The following is a 16,988-nucleotide window of genomic DNA, read 5'->3' on the forward strand; positions in this document are numbered from 1 at the left end:
TTTTTGGTCGAACCAGCGGTCCAGCCATTCTCAGCGGTCATTCCGCGGCACAGACTCGGTCTATTCTGCAACTATTATACCCGTACTGCGCGAAAATTACAACCAAAAAGGCAAAATTTTGCTTTTTCAGAGCCCCATCCGCTTTCTGTAGGCCTTGAATGCACCGGGCAGGGTATATTCGTCCTGCATCTGTTCCCGGCTGGCCCAGACGCAGCCTGCCGGGGCATAAACTGCGCCGACGCGGACGGCATATCCCTTCATCCGCCACTCGATGTGGCTGAAGATGTGCTTTGCCTCCGGCAGGGCTTCGGCACCCGCGCAGCCGAGGCCCAGCTCTTCCAGACGGGCGAGCACTTCCCCGGCGCTGAGGGCCTCGCCCTCCCATAAAAGGGGCTGCCACAGCCCGGCCAGCAGGCCCTTCCCGGGCCGCTGCTGTAAGAGGAACCGTCCCTCGGCATCCTCGGCCAGCACCACCGTCACCGGCTCCACCCGCCGGGCCTTGGGCGCGGCCTTGCGGGGCAGTTCCAGCGCCGTGCCTGCCGCCCGGGCGGCGCACAGCGCTGCCAGCGGGCATTGTCCGCACAGCGGCGCACCGTTCGGCAGGCAGACCAGCGCCCCCAGCTCCATCAGGGCCTGATTGTAGTCGCCCGCCTTTTCCGGGGGCTGATGTTCCATGACCCGGGCTGTAAAGGCCTTTTTTACCCCCGGTTCTGTAATAACACCCGGATCATTATACAATCTGGAAAACACCCGCAGCACATTTCCGTCCACGGCAGGCACGGCCAGCCCGAAGCTGATGGACGCGATGGCCCCCGCCGTGTAGTCCCCGATGCCGGGCAGGGCGCGGAGGGCGTCGTAGTCGGCCGGAAGCTCGCCGCCGTACTCCTCGCAGACGATGCGGGCGGCTTTCTGGAGGTTGCGCACCCGGCTGTAGTAGCCCAGACCCTCCCAGAGCTTGTGCAGCTTTTCTTCCTCGCAGGCCGCCAGCGCCGGGATGTCCGGCAGCGCCGCCAGAAAGCGCTCGTAATACGGCAGCGCCGCCGAGACGCGGGTCTGCTGCAGCATGATCTCGCTCAGCCAGACGTGGTAAGGGCTGGGGTCGGTGCGGAAGGGCAGGATGCGCTGGTTCCGGTAAAACCATTCCAGCAGGGCCGGGGCGATGTTTTCCACTTGTTTGGGCCTCCTTGTTGAAAAAACAAAGAAACCTCTCCGTCATTGCTCCGCAATGCCACCTCTCCTACCGAGGAGAGGCCTTGGCAAAATGGGAAACTTTCCCTCTTCGCCAGAGGCTCCCCTCGATAGGGGAGCTGGCAAAGCCGACAGGCTTTGACTGAGAGGTTTTTTACTACTTAGAATCCGTAAGCCGTGCGGGGGAAGGGCAGCACGTCACGGATGTTCTGGATGCCCGTGAGGTACATGATCATCCGCTCGAAGCCCAGGCCATAGCCTGCGTGCTCCACGCCGCCGAACTTGCGGAGGTTCAGATACCAGTCGTAGCTGGACTTGTCCAGACCCAGCTCGTCCATACGGGTCACGAGCTTGTCGTAGTCCTCCTCGCGCTGGCTGCCGCCGATCAGCTCGCCGATGCCGGGCACCAGCATATCGGCTGCGGCCACGGTCTTGCCGTCGGCGTTCTGCTTCATGTAGAAGCTCTTGATCTCCTTCGGGTAGTCGGTGACGAAGACGGGCTTCTTGAACACCACCTCGGTCAGGTAGCGCTCGTGCTCGGTCTGGATGTCCACGCCCCACTCCACGGGGAACTGGAACTTCTTGTTGTTCTTCTTCAAAATCTCGATGGCATCGGTGTAGCTGATGCGGCCGAACTCGCTGCCTGCCACCAGCTCGAGGCGCTCGATGAGGCCCTTGTCGATGAACTGGTTGAAGAAGGCCATCTCATCGGGGCAGTTGTCCAGCACATAGCGGATGACGTACTTGGTCATGGCCTCGGCGGTATCCATGTAGCCGTTCAGGTCGCAGAAGGCCATCTCCGGCTCGATCATCCAGAACTCAGCGGCGTGGCGGGTGGTGAAGCTCTTCTCGGCGCGGAAGGTGGGACCGAAGGTGTACACCTTGCCGAAGGCCATGGCCATGGCCTCGGCCTCCAGCTGGCCGGAAACGGTCAGGTTGACCGGCTTTTCGAAGAAGTCCTTGGTGTAATCGACGGTGCCGTCCTCGTTCTTGGGGACGTTGTCGAGGTCGAGGGTGGTGACGCGGAACATCTCGCCGGCACCCTCGCAGTCGGAAGCGGTCAGCAGCGGGGAGTGGGCGTAGACAAAGCCGTTCTCCTGAAAGAACTTATGGATGGCATACGCCGCCACGCTGCGGACGCGGAAAGCAGCGTTGAAGGTGTTGGTGCGGGGGCGCAGGGTGGGCATGGTGCGCAGATACTCCATGCTCATCTTCTTTTTCTGCAGCGGGTACTCGTCGGCGGGGCAGTCGCCCAGAATTTCCACGCTGTCGGCGTTCAGCTCGAAGGGCTGCTTTGCCTGCGGGGTCAGCACGATGCGGCCCACGACGCGCAGGCTGCTGTACAGGCCGGTGTGGACGACCTCATCGTAGTTTGCCAGCTTGCCGGCTTCCAGCACGACCTGCAGGGTCTTGAAGCAGCCGCCGTCCGACAGGGCGATGAAGCCGATGTTCTTGGAGTCGCGGATGTTCTTTGCCCAGCCGCATACGGTGACGACCGTACCGTCGGCGGGGGTGTTCTTGTACAGCGAAACGATCTCAGTGCGTTCCATTTTCAGATTACCTCCGGTATAAAATAAAAAGACAGCTTTTCTCCCTGAAAGTTCAGGGCGAACAAGCTGTCTTGTAATGTCCGCGGTGCCACCTGAATTACCGGAAGTGTCCGGTCGCTCACGCGCTCATGGTAAAAGCGCTGCCCCGTTAACGCTGGGCCTGCGGCGCACCTACTGGCGGCGCTCGGTCGGATAAGACCGCGCCCTGTTCAGCCTGCTGCTCCCGGGTGTTCGTTCACGCACCGTCCGCGCACGGCTCCCAGCTCTGCCGCGCTCTCTGTGGCATTGTGATGCGCTACTTTTCCCGCTCATTGCATTTACTTCTTAAAATATAGCACTTTGCCGCCGTTTCGTCAAGCATCCGGCCCCAGCAGGGCCTGCACGAGGCCATTTGCGGCCAGCTGCCCGGCGTAGAGGGCCTCATTCAGGTTATTGCCGTGACCTCCGATCTCGATGAGGAGGCTGCCGGTGGTCAGATCCTGATTATAGAAGCGGTAGCTGAACAACACAGGCCGGGTGAAGCCGGGGTACATCCCCTCCATGCTGCGCTCCCACGCGGCGGCAAAGCGGAGGTTCTGCCGCCAGTTTGGCAGCTGGACGCTGCCGCCGTTGTCGCAGCCGCAGATGATCATGACCTGCGCCGCCTGCCGCCCGTCCACGGTGCAGACGGGGGCCATCCGGGAGCCACCCTCCGTCTCGATGGCGTCCCGGTGGACGTCCAGCACTACCTTGATGCTGGGGTACTGGGCCAAGTACCGCTGGACGACGGCCCGGCTGTTCGCATAGCTGCCGGTGTAGCTGGGGTAGTCGTTCAGGGTCTCGTCGTGGAGGGTGTTCAGCCCGGCGGCATTGAGGGTGTCGGCCATCACACGGCCCACGGCGCACATATTGAGGTTCGTGTCGGTCGTGCGTGCGCCGTCGCCGGGCGAATACCACAGCCCTGCCGAGAGACGGTAGTCCTCGGTGGCGTGGGTGTGCATGATGAGGATCTGCGGGTCGGGGCTGTCCTTTTCGACCCCGAAGGGCAGCGGATTTTCTATTTCCGCCGCGATGTCCGCCACGCTCTGACGGGTGTTATTTTTGATGCTGCCCGCGCCGCAGGGGACATACTTCCCGCCGCTGCCCTGCGGGTAGTTCTTTTCGAGGACAGCGCCCGCATTCTCAGGCCGGGCGTCCTCGCCCAGAAGCTCCACAAGGTAGCCCTCGATGCCTTCCGCCGGAGCGGCGGCTTCGGGCTGTGAAGGGGCAGATACAGCGCTTTCCGGGGCGGCTTCGGCGGCAGACGCCGCCTCTTGCGCCCCGCTGGCGACAGCCTTCCGGCTCAGGGAAAGGGCGGTCTGTGCCGCCGGGACAGGCCCGGCGATGATCGCTGCCAGCCCCAGCACAAGGCTGTGGGCCGTGATGGTCAGGGCCGCAAAAAGGGCCGCAGCGCCCAGAAACGGCAGCATCCGGCTCTGCCCGGCCTCTCTGCAGCGCATAGACTTCCCCCTCCCCTTCTGCTTTGTCTTTACAATATGACGGAGGCTCTGGTTTTATCCCGCCAGCCAGCAGAGCTGGGCGATGCTGAGCCTCGGCTGCAAGGCCCGGTTGATAGCCGCGCCCAGCAGCGCAGCCCCGTGGGCGATGACGCTGTCCAGCTCCCGGGGCGTCACGACGAGGTCTTTGCCCTCCTGCGCCGCCATCAGGGTCGGGATGCCCGCCGCGATGACCGGCAGGCCCAGCCGGGCCGTGTCCAGATGTCGGGCGCTGCCGGGCTGGGCGGGGCAGAGGCCGGCGTCGGAAAATTGCAGCGTCCGGCCCAGCCGCTGCGGCTCAGAAGAACAGAGGCTGTCCACGCAGATGAGGGCCGTGGGCCTCACCTCCCTCACCAGCGCCCCGGCCAGCTGCTGTAAGCTCAGACCGGTGGAGGCCGAGACCCCCGGGGCGACCGCTGCCACGGGGCGGATGCCCTGCACCGGCGGGCGGCCCGCCCCCATCGTGACGAAAATTTTCTGGGTCGTCCTCGGCCCGAGGGCGTCGGCTGTGACCCGGCGGTTGCCCACGCCCAGCACCAGCACCGGCCCTTCCGGCGGCATAAGCGCCCGCAGCTCCTCCGCCGCCTGCTCAATAACTTCGGCGTCCCGCTCGTCCAGCACGCTGACGCTGGGCACTTCCAGCGTAACGTACCGCCCCCGGGGCTTTTCGAGGCCCTCCCGGGCGATCTCCACCCGCGTCACCGTCACGCCGCCCCGCCGCGCCGTGGCTGTGCGGACGCCGCCGGGCAGGTCTGCCGCCGCGGCATACAGCTCGTCCGCCATATCGGTCAAGCGCATCGTTTTCCCTCATTTCTGTTCCATTTTTCGCCAAAAAGCCGTTTTTGGGGCCTTGCAGCACAAAAAGTATGGGAAAATCAAAACTTTTTGAAACAAAAATCGAAAAAATGCTTGCGCTGGAACGGCAAATATGGTATCATAAGGTGCGCTGTTATAGGTAGCCAAGGAGGTGGAACGAATGCCTAACATCAAATCTCAGAAGGACCGCGTCGTGCAGGCTGTTGCAGAGCAGGCTCACAACAAGGCCATTAAGACCAACCTGAAAACAGTCGTCAAGAAGGCAGACGCTGCCATCGATGCGAATGCCGCTGACAAGGACGCAACCGTCCTGGCTGCTGTTTCCGCGATCGACAAGGCTCGCGCTAAGGGTGTCATCAAGAAGAACACCGCTAGCCGCAAGATCAGCCGTATGGCAAAGCGTGCGAACAAGAACGCTTGATCGCAGTTTGACTGACGAACAAAACCCCTGTACCGGGACCCCGGTGCGGGGGTTTTTGTTTTTTATTTTTCCGGGCGCGGGGTCGGTCCGATTGCTGTTGCAGCAGGGCTTGGTTTTCTTTAAGCAGGCGCGCGCTGGTGGCGCGGATTAAAGCGTTGTTGCAGTAGGGCTGATTTTTTCTTTAAGTGGGATTTCGCGCTGGTGGCGCGGGGCAGGTTTTCTCTTATGGTCAAGTGGCTTGCGCTCCGCGCGGGCCAGAGGCAGGGAGGGGTGTTTCGACTCCCCCCTCCCTACCTCTGGACTCCACTCTCCCCGCAACGAGTTAAGGGCTGCTCGCCCTTGATTCGTGCCTCCCGCGCCTCGAAAGTAGCGGGTGCTTTTCTGGTTCTCTTTTGGCACGCAAAAGAGAACTTAGCCTTACCGTAACAGCACTCTAACCCCGCGCACAAGCGCGCGCACCCACTTAAAGAAAAACCTCCTCTGTGACGATATGTATCTTCCCCTGCTTTTCCATCACCACCTCCTCCGGCAGCGGCTTCGGCCTTTGGGCCAGCATCCACCACCCGGCCCAGACGGCGGGGACTGCCGCTGCAAGGGCCAGCCCCGGCCAGAGCACCGCCGGGTATCGCAGCGCCGCGCTGCCGGGCCAGAACACCGCCGCCGCGCAGAGCGCCTGCGCTGTCCAGCCCTCCCAGAAGATGGTCGTCCATTGTGTTTCCTGTTTCATGCTTCCTGCCTCCTTTGGTCCCAATATAACGCACCCCGGACGAAAAATGAGCCGAAACGGCCCGCCACGCACAGAAAAACATCCCGGCGCGAGACCGGGATGCTTTTCTAGTTCTGGTCATGGCTCTTCCCCACCCACGAGCACACCACCCCGCATACAAGGCTTGTCGTGATGCCCGCAGCCGCAGCCGTCAGCCCTCCGGTGAGGATGCCGATGGCCCCCTCCTCCTCGATGGCTGTCCGCACCCCCTTGGCCAGCAGATGCCCGAACCCCAGCAGGGGCACGGTGGCCCCACAGCCCGCGAACTCCGCCAGCGGCCCATACCACCCCACCGCCGAAAGGATGACGCCCGCCACCACATAGCCCGTCAGGATGCGGGCAGGGGTCAGGCCGGTGAGGTCGATGAGCAGCTGGCCGATGACGCAGATGCCGCCGCCCACCACGAAGGCCCAGAAGTAATTCATCCGTTTTCCTCCTTCTGCTGCGGGCTGCGCAGCTCCACAAGATGGGCGATGGCCGGGATGCTCTCCTTCTGCAAAAAGGTCGTCTGGCTCATCAGTGCGCCGGTGGCGATAAAGAGCGCCCGCTTCTGCGTCCCCCGCTCGAGGCGGGGCAGGATATGCCCGCAGAGGACGGAGGCGCTGCAGCCCGGCCCGGAGCCGCCGCTCTTCACGGTCTGCTCAGTGGCATCGTAGAGGATGCAGCCGCAGTCCACATGGTTCTTGAGCAGCAGTCCCTCCGCCGCCAGCAGGTCGCGGAGGAGCTGGCTCCCCACATGGCCGAGGTCGCCGGTGTAGATGCGGTCGAAGTCCTCCGGAGCGCTGCCGGTGTCCTTCAGATAGCGCAGAAGGGTGGCTGCGGCCGCAGGGGCCATGGCCGCGCCCATGTTGTTGATGTCTTTTATCTTATAGTCCTGCACCCGCCCGAAGGTGACGGCACAGAGCTGCACCCCCTCGCCCGCAGGCCGCAGCAGGCAGGCTCCCGCCGCCGTGGCCGTCCACTGGGCCGTGGGCGTCCGCACCGCACCGTAGCTCAGCGGCGTGCGGAACTGGCGCTCTGCCGCGCAGAAATGGCTGGACGTCATGGCCAGCAGGCCGTCGGCCATCCCGGCGCTGCACAGCGCCGCGCCGAGGCCCAGCGCCTCGGCCATCGTGCTGCACGCGCCGAACAGGCCCGCGAAGGGGATGCCCAGCTCTCGCATGGCGTAGCTGGATGCGGTGCACTGGGCCTGCAAGTCTCCCGCCAGCACGAGGCTGACCTTTTCGGGGGTCGTCTGGGCCTTTTTAAGGCAGAGCCGCGCCGTTTGCAGGGCCAGCTCCTTTTCGGCGGCTTCCCAGCTGGACTGGCCGAAGAAGTTGTCGGCGCTCAGCGCATCGAAGCAGGCGGCGAGGGGGCCTTCGCCCTCCTTTTTGCCGCCGATGGCCGCATGCGCCGCCACGATGGGCGGCGTCGGGAACAAAAGGGTATCTCCGCGGCGTGCGGCCATACAGTTTCCTCCTTTATGGGGCTGATTTTATCCGCTTTTTGTGGTATACTGGGGTTTCGGCAGGCGGATGCAATTTTCGCACCCTCTCCTGCGTATTCTGGACAGGGAGAGCCGTTTTATCCAAGCAGCCAGCAGACGCTGCCGTAGAGCACCGCCGCCAGCGTGCCGTAGACGATGACCGGCCCGGCGATGAGGAACATCTTCGCGCCGGTGCCCAGCACCCGGCCCTCGGTCTTGAACTCGATGGCCGCACTGACCACCGCGTTGGCGAAGCCTGTGATGGGCACGAGGGTGCCCGCGCCCGCCTTCGCGGCCAGCTTCTGGTAGAGGCCCAGCGTCGTCAGCAGGGCCGACAACACTACCAGTGTGCAGCTGGTGAGGGTGCCGGCCAGTTCTTTGTCCAGCCCCATGGTCAGATACCACCCCCGCAGCACCTCGCCCAGCAGGCAGATGCCGCCGCCCACGCAGAACGCCCAAAGGCAGTCTCTGCCCAGCGGCGAGGGCGGGCCGACCCGGCGCACCCTGCGCCCGTATTCCTCAGCCGACATTTTCATCCTGTTCGCCTCCCGGGAATAGGATGTCCTCCCCTGTGGAAAAATATACACACCCAACCGGAAAGAAGGTCTTTTATGAATCCCTCCACTCCTCATCCTCAGCACCGACGCCTCACCCGCGCTGAGCTGCGCCGCCGCAGGCGCAGACGTGCCATCCGCCGGGTGGCCGGGCTTACCCTGATGCTCTGCGTCGCCGCGGGCGGCGTCTCCTTCCTGCTCACCCGCCGCGCCGCCATCCCCAGCGCCTCGGCGGCGTCTGCGGCCCCTCTCCCGGCGCAGAGCGCCCCGCAGGAGGCCGCAGCGTCCAGCGTCCCCGAGAACACCGCCCCCTCCAACGCCCTCGGCCTCACCGCCGACGAGGCCCGCGCCCTGCTGGCCGACCCGCTGATGGTGCTGGTGAACCACACCAACAAGATGCCGGACGACTACACCTTTGACACCAAGGAGTGCGGCTCTGCCACCGCCGTGAACAAGACTCTCCAGACGGCGGCCTGCGACGCCTTCCTCGCCATGCAGAAGGCCGCAGCCGCCGACGGCGTCACCGTCTGGATGCAGAGCGGCTACCGCAGCGTCAAGTACCAGACCAGCCTCTACGAGAAAAAGACCCAGTACTACCTCAACAAGGGCTATGACAACGCCGCTGCCAAGGAAAAGGCCGCAGCCGTCGTCAACCCTCCGGGCTACTCCGAGCACAACTGCGGCCTCGCCGCCGATCTGAACAGCCCCGAGCACACCGGGCTGGACGAGGGCTTCGAGAACACCGCCGCCTTCCGCTGGCTCTGTGCACACGCCGGGGACTACGGCTTCATCCTCCGCTACCCGAAGGACGCCGAGGACAAGACCGAGATCATCTACGAGCCGTGGCACTGGCGGTATGTCGGCGTCGAAAATGCGGCCCGGATCAACGCCAGCGGCCTCTGCTTCGAGGAGTATATCCAGACGCTGCGGGACATCGCGGCCGAAGGCTGACCCGACCGGTGAAGAAAAGGTTAAAAATCTTGCAGTTCGTTTGCAATCCGAACCTCGTTATGATAGACTGATAAGGGTCTTGGGCCGACGCTTTTCGGTGCGGCCGGGCCTTGGAAATTTAACGACAAAAGAGGGAAATCTTCTATGAATATTCGTCTGAAACTCGTCCTTTCTGCTGCTGCGCTGGCTGCGGGCTGTGTCCTGCTGACAGGCTGCGGCGGCTCTGCCTCCTCTGCATCCTCTTCGGCATCCTCTGCGGCCTCCTCCGGGGCTGCCAGCCAGAGCGCCTCTGAGCCTGCTGCTTCCGTCTCCGCCGAGGAGAACGGCGCTTCCGACGCCGTGGCCTCTGCCGTGGACGCCCTGCTGGAAACGAACCCCATCTCCAACCAGTTTGAGATCACAGCCATGAACATCGAGTACGACTTCGGCCTGAAGGCCGACGATGTCACCAGCTACAAGGGCATCAAGAGCAACGACAACGGCGACGCCGGCCTCGTGCTGGCCATCCAGCCCGCCGCAGGCAAGGCACAGGATGTCATGGACACCCTCAAGACCTACCAGCAGGATCAGGTGGCCTTCTACGGCAACTACGCCGAGTTTGCTGAGGCACAGTCCAACGTGGAGAATGCCATCATCGACGTCAGCGACGACCTCGTGGTGATGATCATTGCCTCCAACGGCTGCTCTGCCGACCTGACCAGCGCCGTCAACGGCGTTCTGGGCAAGTAAAGAAGCGCTTCCGGGCCGGTGCCGCAGCGGCATCGGCCTTTTTCGCTTTGGTAAAACCTCTCACGCAGCGCCTCCCGGCGCTGTCCGCTCCCCCCACCGGGGAAAGTCCGAAAGGAGACTGACGCCGTGGTCTTCAGCACCATCATCTTTCTGCTGCGCTTTCTGCCCATCACGCTGGCGCTCTATTACCTCGCGCCCCCGAAGCTCAAAAACACCGTCCTCTTCCTGTGCAGCCTCGTGTTCTACTGCTGGGGCGAGGTACGGTTTTTCCCGGTCATGCTGGCCCTCATCCTTATCAACTACCTCTGCGGACTCGGGCTTGAGCGCTTCGACCGGAACCGGACGGCCCGCCTCGTCCTGCTGCTCATCGCACTGGCGGGCAGCCTCGGGATGCTCTTCTACTTCAAGTATGCAAACTTTGTGCTCAGCAGCCTCAACGCCCTCTTCGGCACCAGCTTTGCGGCCATCCCGGGCATCAGCGTGCTGCCGCTGGGCATCAGCTTCTACACCTTCCAGACCCTCTCCTACACCATCGACGTCTACCGCCGGGACGTGAAGACCGAGCACAACATCATCGACTTCGGCGCTTACGTCGTCATGTTCCCCCAGCTCATCGCAGGCCCCATCGTCAAGTACCGGGACGTCTCCGACCGCCTCCACGTCTACAAAGGCCGCTATAACTTAAAGCAGATCGAGGAGGGCATGACCCTCTTCACCTTCGGTCTGGCGAAGAAAGTCCTGCTGGCCGACGCCGTCGGCGCCCTCTGGACCGACATCATCGGGGTAGCGGACAGCCCCTCCGTCTCCTTCGTGGGCCTTGCCAACGCCTCCACTCCGCTGGTCTGGCTGGGCGTCATCGCCTACTCCTTACAGCTCTATTTCGACTTTTCCGGCTACTCCATGATGGGCATCGGCATGGGCAAGATGCTGGGCTTCGACTTTCCCCAGAACTTCAACTACCCTTATATCTCCGCCTCCATCACCGAGTTCTGGCGGCGCTGGCACATGACCCTCTCGGGCTGGTTCCGGGAGTATGTCTATATCCCCCTCGGCGGCAACCGGAAGGGCCTCCGGCGTCAGATCTTCAACCTCTTTGTCGTCGAGCTGCTCACGGGCATCTGGCACGGCGCGAACTGGAACTTCATCTGCTGGGGCTTATACTATTTCGTGCTGCTGGCTCTGGAAAAACTCTTCCTGCTGCCCTATCTGAAGAAGGGCAGGGTCTGGCCCCATCTCTACACCCTCTTCCTCGTGGTGGTGGGCTGGGCCATGTTCGTGGGCAACGACGCGGGCGTGGAGTTCGGGCTGCTGTTCCAAAAGCTCTTTATCCCATCCGGCGGCGTGATGCCCCTTTACTTCCTGCGCAACTACGGCGTGCTGCTGGCGGTCTCTGTCCTCTGCTGCACCCCGCTCATCGAAAAGCTGTGGGACCTGCTTTCCCGCCATGCCGTCACCAAGGCGCTGACCATTCTGGCCCTCCTGACCATCTCGATGGCCTATGTCGTGGGCAGCACCAACAGCCCGTTCCTGTATTTCAACTTCTAAGAGGAGGCGCAAACGATGGCGAAACATTCGAAGCGCTCTGCTTCCATCTTCCGTTACCCGGTGCTGCTCGCATTCAGCCTGTTTTTCGTGGGGCTGTTCGCCCTCGACCTCGTCACCCCGGACAGGGCCTATAGTGAGCTGGAAAACACCACCCTCTCCCAGCGGCCCAGCCTGTCCAGCTTCTCGGCAGACGGCCTGAACAAGTTCTTCACGGCCTACACCAAGTACGTCAAGGATCAGGTGGCGGGCCGCGACAACTGGGTCGCCCTCCAGAGCACCGTAGAGACCAAGGTGATGCAGAAGGAGCAGAGCGGCGGCATCCTGCTGGGCAAAGAGCATATGATGTTCCCCCGCACCTACGGTCTGGTCTCCAGCGAGACGCGCACCCTGCCCAAGAATACAGCCGCCCTTGAAGCCCTCTGCCAGCGGTACCCGGGCCTCGTCAATGTGATGCTGGTGCCTGCGGCGTCCGCTGTCTACCCTGAGAACGTCCCCGCAGGCGCTCCCCTGCTGGACGAGGACCGTTATCTCGACGCCCTCTCAGAGGCCGTGCAGACCGCCGGAGGCCGGTTTGTGGACGTGCGGCAGACCCTCGCCGACCACAAGGGCGAATATATCTACTACCGCACCGACCATCACTGGACGAGCACCGGCGCATACTATGCCTACCAGCAGCTCTGCACCGCACTGGGCCTTACGCCCTTTGACCCCTCGGCCCATACAGCCCGGACGGCAGAGGGCTTCTACGGCACCCACTACTCCAAGGCCCGGACGCCCGACGCCGAGCCGGACACCATCACCTACTACGACCTGCCCAACGCCCTGACCATCTACACCGTCACCGCCCCGGGCCAGCCCGCCGAGGGCGAGACCACCGGCCTCTACGACACGGACAAGCTTTCCGTCTACGACAAGTACGCCATGTTCCTCCACGGCAACAACGGCCTGAGCCGCATCAAGGGCGACGGCACCGGGCGCGGTCGAATTTTGGTCATCAAGGACAGCTACGCCAACTGCTTCGTGCCCTACCTGACGGCCAACTATGCCGACATCGACGTGGTGGACTTCCGCAACTACAACTACGGCCTCGACCAGCTCATCGCGGACAACGGCTATGACCAGATCCTCGTGCTCTACAGCTTCGACAGCTTCAAGAGCGACCCCTACCTCTACCGGGCTGGTGCCGCAGGCTGATGCTGGAAATTATTGCAGTGCTTTTCCACAAACTTCAAGGTTGTTTTTCATGCATTTTCCCGGGTTTTTGTCGTTTCTAGCCAAAACACTTGCACAAAACACGGCCTTGTAGTAGAATGATGCTGACAGAGAACATGGTTCTGTCTGAGGGAAATTCAGGCGGTGTACCGCCTGCTGATACAAAAGGAGTGTTTCACCTATGAAGAAATATATGGAGCTTCCCGCTGGTTATACCGCCCTTTCCGAAGATGAGATGACCTACACCTCCGGCGGCAGCGCTGTGGGCGGTGTCGTCACCGTCGTGGGCGTCGCTGTTCTGGCTTCCAGCTATGTCTGGGGCATCTCGCAGGCCAAGGATTGGCTCAGTGTTTCCAGCAACCGCAAGGGCAACCTCTTCACCGTGCTGGGCCGTGCGTCCGACGCCCTCAGTGAGGATATGTCCAAGTCCCCCTCCAACTTCCTGCGTGACACGGTGGCCGCCGGTACGGTCATCGCTCTTGCCCCCCTGAGCGCCATCCTGCTCATCCTGTAAGCTTCCCCCGCGGCGTTCCGTAAGCTTCGCCTCTCTCTTGAAAAAACGATGCACCGTGCATCGTTTTGGGATATTGTTCGTAAAGGAGTGCTACTATGGAAAACATCATGATGCTTCCCGCTTCCTATTGCGTTATGAACGAAGAGGAAATGACCTATACCTCTGGTGGTGCCAACATCGTTCAGGCAGCAGCAGCTGTTTTTATCCCGTTCTACGGATGGTTCGCCGGTGTCGCCGGTGTGCGCGACTACCGGAAGTCTCATCCGAAGGACTGGACCAGCACTGGCCCGGATGCTCTGACCCGTTATATGGATAAGAGCGTCGCCAATGCATTCTACGGCCTCGGCTGCACCTTCTGGACGGTGTCCAGCTGCTTCACGGGCGTCGGCCTCTTGATCAACGCACTTGTCATCTTCAGCTGATAAGTCAGGAGACTCCAAAGAACAACAAAGGCGGGTGCTCTTCCCGATGGGGAAGGGCACCCGCCCTCTTTTTTACGTTTTACTGGAACATATCCTTCAGCTTCTTGAAGAAGCCCTTGCGCTTTTCGTAGTTCTCTTCTTTCAGAGTGCCCTCGAACTTCTTCAGAGCGTCGCGCTGGGTCTTGCTGAGCTTCTTGGGGATCTCGACCTCGCACCTGACGTACATATCGCCCCGGCCCCGGCCATTCAGGTACTGGATGCCCTTGCCCCGCAGGCGGAAGGTGGTGCCGCTCTGGGTACCCTCGGGCACAGTGACCTCCACCTTGCCGTCGATCGAGGGCACGGTGATGCTGTCGCCCAGAACCGCTTGACTGTAGGTGATGGGGACGATGACGTAGACGTCGTAGCCGTCGCGCTGGAACACCTCGCTGGGACGGACCGTGACCATCACGATGACGTCACCGGCGGGGCCGCCGTTGGCACCGGCGTCGCCCATGCCCCGCAGTGCAAAGCTCTGATCGTCGTCGATGCCCATGGGGATGGACACCTCCAGCGTCTTCTTTGCTGCGGTCTTGCCGCTGCCGTGGCAGCTCTTGCAGGGGTTCTTGACCAGCTTGCCCTTGCCGCCGCAGCGGGAGCAGGGCTGCTGGGTCTGCATGACACCGAAGGGCGTGCGCTGCTGACGGATGACGAAGCCTCTGCCGCCGCAGTCGGGGCAGGTCTCAGGGCTGCTGCCGGCAGCGCAGCCGCTGCCGTGGCACTCGGTGCACTCCTGCTGACGGGTGATGGTGATGTTCTTCTTGCAGCCATGCACCGCCTCGTCAAAGCTCAGGGTGATGCGCACCCGGATGTCCTGACCCTTGCGGGGGGCGTTGGGGTTCGCAGAGCGGGCCGAGCCGCCAAAGCCGCCGAAACCGCCGCCAAAGATGTCGCCGAAGATGTCGCCCAAGTCCACACCGTCGCCGCCGAAACCGCCGCCGAAGCCGCCCGGGCCGCCGCCGTTCTGGGCCGCATAGTTGGGGTCGACCCCGGCAAAGCCGTACTGGTCGTAGAGCTGGCGCTTCTTCTCATCGGAGAGCACCTCGTTCGCCTCGTTGATCTCCTTGAACTTTTCCTCGGCTTCCTTGTCGCCGGGGTTGTAGTCCGGGTGGTACTTCATGGCCAGCTTGCGGTAAGCCTTCTTGATCTCCGCATCGGTGGCCGTCTTGGATACACCCAGCACTTCGTAGTAATCGCGTTTCTCCTGTGCCATAATCCAATCACCTCTCATGTAGCAGCAACCTCCCTGTTCCAGCAGCGCGCTGCTGTTTCCCGTGCAGCGAGACTGAGAGGTCCTCTATAACCAGCAAGAGCCGCCCCGGCAAAACCGGAGCGGCTTTTGCTATTCTACGCGTGCGTCCGCCGGTTTGGCCGGGCACACACTGCTGTGTCTCAGATCAGACTTCCTTGAAGTCTGCGTCCACAACGCCGTCATCGTTCGGCTTCTGCTGGTCGTTTGCGCCAGCGTCGGGGCCGGGCTGTGCGCCTGCGGCCTGCTGGGCAGCAGCGGCAGCCTGATACATCTTCTCAAAAACATGGCTCAGAGCGTCCTGCTTTGCCTTGATGTCGTCGATGGAACCGGACTGGACAGCGGTCTTCAGCTCGGCCAGCTTTGCCTCAGCCTCGCTCTTGACGTCGGCGGGCATCTTGTCGCCGTTCTCCTTCAGCATCTTCTCCGTCTGGAAGACCATCTGGTCGGCGCCGTTGCGGATGTCCACTTCCTCGCGCTTCTTCTTATCGTCGGCAGCAAACTGCTCTGCTTCCTTCACAGCCTTGTCGATGTCGTCCTTGGACATATTGGTCGAAGCAGTGATGGTGATGTTCTGCTCCTTGCCGGTGCCCAGATCCTTTGCGCTGACCTTCACGATGCCGTTTGCATCAATATCGAAGGTGACTTCGATCTGAGGCACGCCGCGGGGAGCCGGAGCGATGCCGTCCAGATGGAAGACGCCGAGGCTCTTGTTGTCCCGTGCGAACTCACGCTCGCCCTGCAGGACGTTGATCTCAACCGAGGGCTGGTTGTCCGCAGCAGTCGAGAAGACCTGGCTCTTGTGGGTGGGGATGGTGGTGTTGCGCTCGATGATCTTGGTGCAGACGCCGCCCAGAGTCTCGATGCCGAGGCTCAGAGGAGTGACATCCAGCAGCAGCAGACCCTTGACGTCGCCCTGCAGGACGCCGCCCTGAATGGCAGCACCGACAGCCACGCACTCATCGGGGTTGATGCCCTTGAACGGCTCGCAGTTCAGCTCTTTCTTGACTGCATCGTAGACGGCGGGGATACGGGTGGAGCCGCCGACCATCAGGACCTTCTTCAGATCCGATGCGCGCAGGCCTGCATCCTGCAGAGCCTTGCGGACAGGGGTCATGGTGCGATCGACCAGATCCGCCGTCAGCTCGTTGAACTTTGCGCGGGTCAGGGTCATGTCGAGGTGCTTGGGGCCGGTAGCGTCGGCGGTGATGAAGGGCAGGTTGATCTGGGTGCTCATTGCGCTGGACAGCTCGATCTTTGCCTTCTCGGCAGCCTCCTTCAGGCGCTGAGCGGCCATCTTATCCTTGCGCAGGTCGATGCCGTTCTCGGTCTGGAAGGCGTCTGCCATCCAGTCGATGATGCGCTGGTCGAAGTCGTCGCCGCCCAGATGGGTGTCGCCGTTGGTGGCCAGAACTTCGGTGACGCCGTCGCCCATCTCGATGATGGAGACATCGAAGGTGCCGCCGCCCAGATCGTAGACCATGATCTTCTGGTCATCTTCCTTATCGATGCCGTAGGCCAGAGAAGCGGCGGTCGGCTCGTTGATGATACGCTTGACGTTCAGGCCGGCGATAGTGCCTGCGTCCTTGGTGGCCTGACGCTGGCTGTCGTTGAAGTAGGCAGGAACGGTGATGACGGCCTCGGTGACAGGCTCGCCCAGATAAGCCTCGGCGTCAGCCTTCAGCTTCTGCAGGATCATCGCGCTGATCTGCTGGGGGGTGTACTCCTTGCCGTTCAGGGTCACCTTGTGGTCGGTGCCCATCTGACGCTTGATGGAGGACACGGTGTTCTCGGGGTTGGTGATGGCCTGACGCTTTGCGACCTGACCGACCAGACGGTCGCCGGTCTTGGTGAAGCCAACAACAGACGGGGTGGTGCGTGCGCCCTCAGAGTTTGCGATGACAACAGGCTCGCCGCCCTCCATGACAGCCACGCAGCTATTCGTAGTACCAAGGTCAATACCAATGATTTTGCTCATAAATGAAGTCTCCTCTCAAAAGAACTTGTTTATCTCATGCTCGATGTGTGAAGCGGATGTCTTATCTTCAAAACC

17 protein-coding genes are annotated in these 16,988 nt (G+C 62.2%); 7 read left to right on the top strand and 10 right to left on the bottom strand.

Features of this window, described 5'->3' with window-relative positions; all coding sequences use genetic code 11:
• Window positions 1-126 precede the first annotated feature (126 nt).
• The 4 genes from mutY to gpr form a co-directional block, all read right to left on the bottom strand.
• Window positions 127-1,170 carry an A/G-specific adenine glycosylase gene (gene mutY, locus MTP38_RS12845; protein ID WP_249233775.1) on the bottom strand — a complete coding sequence of 348 codons (1,044 nt, stop codon included), beginning with the start codon at window positions 1,168-1,170 and terminating at the stop codon, window positions 127-129.
• A gap of 179 nt (window positions 1,171-1,349) precedes the next feature.
• Entirely contained in the window at window positions 1,350-2,738 is a 1,389-nt protein-coding gene (gene asnS / locus MTP38_RS12850) for an asparagine--tRNA ligase (protein WP_227620083.1), read from the bottom strand.
• 353 nt (window positions 2,739-3,091) lie between these two features.
• Complete coding sequence (spoIIP, locus tag MTP38_RS12855) at window positions 3,092-4,216, bottom strand: stage II sporulation protein P (RefSeq protein WP_249233776.1); 1,125 nt, start codon at window positions 4,214-4,216, stop codon at window positions 3,092-3,094.
• Window positions 4,217-4,270: 54 nt separating this feature from the next.
• The gene (gene gpr / locus MTP38_RS12860; protein ID WP_249233777.1) at window positions 4,271-5,050 is read right to left on the bottom strand and encodes a GPR endopeptidase; all 780 of its coding nucleotides are present in this window, start codon (window positions 5,048-5,050) and stop codon (window positions 4,271-4,273) included.
• A gap of 178 nt (window positions 5,051-5,228) precedes the next feature.
• Here gpr and rpsT point away from each other — a divergent pair, with 178 nt between their 5' ends.
• Window positions 5,229-5,489: a 30S ribosomal protein S20 gene (rpsT, locus tag MTP38_RS12865; RefSeq protein WP_149793985.1), complete on the top strand. Its 261-nt coding sequence runs from the start codon at window positions 5,229-5,231 to the stop codon at window positions 5,487-5,489.
• Between the two features lie 463 nt (window positions 5,490-5,952).
• Here rpsT and MTP38_RS12870 read toward each other — a convergent pair whose 3' ends face one another.
• From MTP38_RS12870 to MTP38_RS12885, 4 genes are all read right to left on the bottom strand, one after another.
• The gene (locus MTP38_RS12870) at window positions 5,953-6,216 is read right to left on the bottom strand and encodes a peptidoglycan synthetase (RefSeq protein WP_249233778.1); all 264 of its coding nucleotides are present in this window, start codon (window positions 6,214-6,216) and stop codon (window positions 5,953-5,955) included.
• Window positions 6,217-6,323: 107 nt separating this feature from the next.
• Window positions 6,324-6,680 (bottom strand): SpoVA/SpoVAEb family sporulation membrane protein, encoded by a 357-nt coding sequence (locus MTP38_RS12875; RefSeq protein ID WP_015564451.1) that lies wholly within the window; start codon window positions 6,678-6,680, stop codon window positions 6,324-6,326.
• Window positions 6,677-7,702, bottom strand: a complete 1,026-nt coding sequence (locus MTP38_RS12880; protein ID WP_249233779.1) for a stage V sporulation protein AD — start codon at window positions 7,700-7,702, stop codon at window positions 6,677-6,679. Before MTP38_RS12880 ends, MTP38_RS12875 begins: the two co-directional genes overlap by 4 nt.
• Before the next feature lie 116 nt (window positions 7,703-7,818).
• Complete coding sequence (locus tag MTP38_RS12885; RefSeq protein WP_227621399.1) at window positions 7,819-8,256, bottom strand: SpoVA/SpoVAEb family sporulation membrane protein; 438 nt, start codon at window positions 8,254-8,256, stop codon at window positions 7,819-7,821.
• Window positions 8,257-8,331: 75 nt separating this feature from the next.
• Here MTP38_RS12885 and MTP38_RS12890 point away from each other — a divergent pair, with 75 nt between their 5' ends.
• The 6 genes from MTP38_RS12890 to MTP38_RS12915 all read left to right on the top strand — a co-directional run bounded on the left by MTP38_RS12890 (window position 8,332) and on the right by MTP38_RS12915 (window position 13,647).
• Complete coding sequence (locus MTP38_RS12890) at window positions 8,332-9,225, top strand: M15 family metallopeptidase (protein WP_249233780.1); 894 nt, start codon at window positions 8,332-8,334, stop codon at window positions 9,223-9,225.
• Between the two features lie 144 nt (window positions 9,226-9,369).
• Window positions 9,370-9,954, top strand: coding sequence for a DUF4358 domain-containing protein (locus MTP38_RS12895; RefSeq protein ID WP_249233781.1), 585 nt, complete (start codon window positions 9,370-9,372; stop codon window positions 9,952-9,954).
• Between the two features lie 126 nt (window positions 9,955-10,080).
• On the top strand, window positions 10,081-11,499 hold the full coding sequence (locus tag MTP38_RS12900; RefSeq protein ID WP_249233782.1) for an MBOAT family O-acyltransferase: 1,419 nt from the start codon (window positions 10,081-10,083) through the stop codon (window positions 11,497-11,499).
• Between the two features lie 15 nt (window positions 11,500-11,514).
• Window positions 11,515-12,693 carry a DHHW family protein gene (locus tag MTP38_RS12905; protein WP_227621395.1) on the top strand — a complete coding sequence of 393 codons (1,179 nt, stop codon included), beginning with the start codon at window positions 11,515-11,517 and terminating at the stop codon, window positions 12,691-12,693.
• Window positions 12,694-12,892: 199 nt separating this feature from the next.
• A complete protein-coding gene (locus MTP38_RS12910) occupies window positions 12,893-13,225 on the top strand; it encodes a hypothetical protein (protein WP_227621394.1) in 333 nt (110 codons plus the stop codon).
• A gap of 95 nt (window positions 13,226-13,320) precedes the next feature.
• Window positions 13,321-13,647 (top strand): hypothetical protein, encoded by a 327-nt coding sequence (locus tag MTP38_RS12915; protein WP_227621393.1) that lies wholly within the window; start codon window positions 13,321-13,323, stop codon window positions 13,645-13,647.
• Between the two features lie 79 nt (window positions 13,648-13,726).
• Here the strand turns inward: MTP38_RS12915 and dnaJ are convergent, their stop codons facing one another.
• Together dnaJ and dnaK are read right to left on the bottom strand one after the other, a co-directional pair.
• Window positions 13,727-14,899 carry a molecular chaperone DnaJ gene (gene dnaJ, locus MTP38_RS12920; RefSeq protein ID WP_227621392.1) on the bottom strand — a complete coding sequence of 391 codons (1,173 nt, stop codon included), beginning with the start codon at window positions 14,897-14,899 and terminating at the stop codon, window positions 13,727-13,729.
• 184 nt (window positions 14,900-15,083) lie between these two features.
• Window positions 15,084-16,913, bottom strand: a complete 1,830-nt coding sequence (gene dnaK / locus MTP38_RS12925; protein WP_227621391.1) for a molecular chaperone DnaK — start codon at window positions 16,911-16,913, stop codon at window positions 15,084-15,086.
• Window positions 16,914-16,988 lie beyond the last annotated feature (75 nt).

Source organism: Faecalibacterium sp. I3-3-89 (assembly GCF_023347275.1).
GTDB classification, from domain to species: domain Bacteria; phylum Bacillota; class Clostridia; order Oscillospirales; family Ruminococcaceae; genus Faecalibacterium; species Faecalibacterium butyricigenerans.